The sequence below is a fragment of the Streptomyces sp. NPDC051051 genome (assembly GCF_040682975.1).
In the GTDB taxonomy this organism is placed as follows: Bacteria; Actinomycetota; Actinomycetes; order Streptomycetales; family Streptomycetaceae; genus Streptomyces.
The window spans coordinates 1-1233 of record NZ_JBFBCB010000152.1 but is presented as its reverse complement, the minus strand read 5'-3'; the positions used below and the strand labels follow the sequence as shown (position 1 = coordinate 1233).

The following is a 1233-nucleotide window of genomic DNA, read 5'->3' as shown; positions in this document are numbered from 1 at the left end:
CAGCTGGCCGAACAGGCCGGCCACCGCACGCCCGACGGGCTGCAGCACCTCCTCGCCGGATCGAAGTGGGAGCCCGATGACATCCGCGACGACCTGCAGGAATACGTCGCCGACAAGCTCGGCGAGGCCAGCGGCGTCCTGGTCATCGACGACACCGGGTTCATCAAGAAGGGCACCACCTCAGCCGGGGTCCAGCGCCGGTACTCCGGAACCGCCGGCCGGACGGAGAACTGCCAGATCGGCGTCTTCGCCGCCTACGCCTCCGCCCGCGGCCGGGCTCTGGTCGACCGCGAGCTCTATCTCCCGAAGTCTTGGACCGAGGACCGGGAACGCTGCCGCACCGCAAGGGTCCCCGACGAGCGGGAGTTCGCCACCAAGGGGCGAACTGGCCCGGCACCTCGTGCTGCGGGCCCTCGCCTCGCCGCTGCCTATCGCCTGGGTCACCGCGGACTCCGCCTACGGCCAGGACAACCGCTTCCGCCGGCTGCTGGAACAGTCGGGTGTCGGCTACGTACTGGCCGTCCCCAAGTCACAGTTCAGCGTGGGCTGTTCACGGATCGAGGGCCTGTTCGCGCAGGCCCCGGACGAAGCGTGGGAGAAGATCTCCTGCGGCGACGGCGCGAAGGGGCCCCGTGTCTACCACTGGGCAGCGGTGCGGCTGCCGGCCGTCGCCGAGTTCGACTACCAGGGCGAGGTCCCCCACCGGATGCGGTGGGCCCTGGCCCGGCGCAGCATCAGCAAACCCGACGAGATCGCCTACTACCTCGCCTACGCAGCCCTTCAGACCACGGTCCAGGAACTGGTGCGGGTCGCCGGGACGCGCTGGGCGATCGAGGAGTGCTTCCAGGCCGCGAAGAACGAGTGCGGCCTGGACCAGTACGAGGTCCGCCGCTACGTCGGCTGGTATCGGCACATCACGCCGGCCATGCTCGCGCACGCCTTCCTGGCCGCCACGACACACCAGGCCCGGGAAAAGGGGGCGCAACAGGTGGGACGGCCGGGGTCGTCGGGCTCACAGTGGCGGAGGTTCGGCGGCTCCTGGCAACTTGTCGTGCCCAGCCCCCGCACCTGAGCGGACACCACGGACGACACCACGCGCTGAGCTGGTCGAACTGGCGCCGCCGACGCCAAGCAGTCGCCCGCCGCTGTCACTACCAGCGGCGTTGTCGCACGATCGAGGGGCGGTCCCCGTAAGACCGCCCCCACACGATCGAAGCCGCGCTACACTCCGCC

General features: G+C 70.4%; 1 protein-coding gene and 1 pseudogene. Both read left to right on the top strand.

Translation table 11 applies throughout. The features are described 5' to 3' along the window. Window positions 1–3: 3 nt before the first annotated feature. Window positions 4–321: pseudogene (locus tag AB0N31_RS36560) on the top strand (transposase); the annotation flags it as partial. Window positions 322–400: 79 nt separating this feature from the next. Beyond that, on the top strand, window positions 401–1072 hold the full coding sequence (locus AB0N31_RS36555; RefSeq protein ID WP_366062850.1) for a transposase: 672 nt from the start codon (window positions 401–403) through the stop codon (window positions 1070–1072). Window positions 1073–1233: the final 161 nt, after the last annotated feature.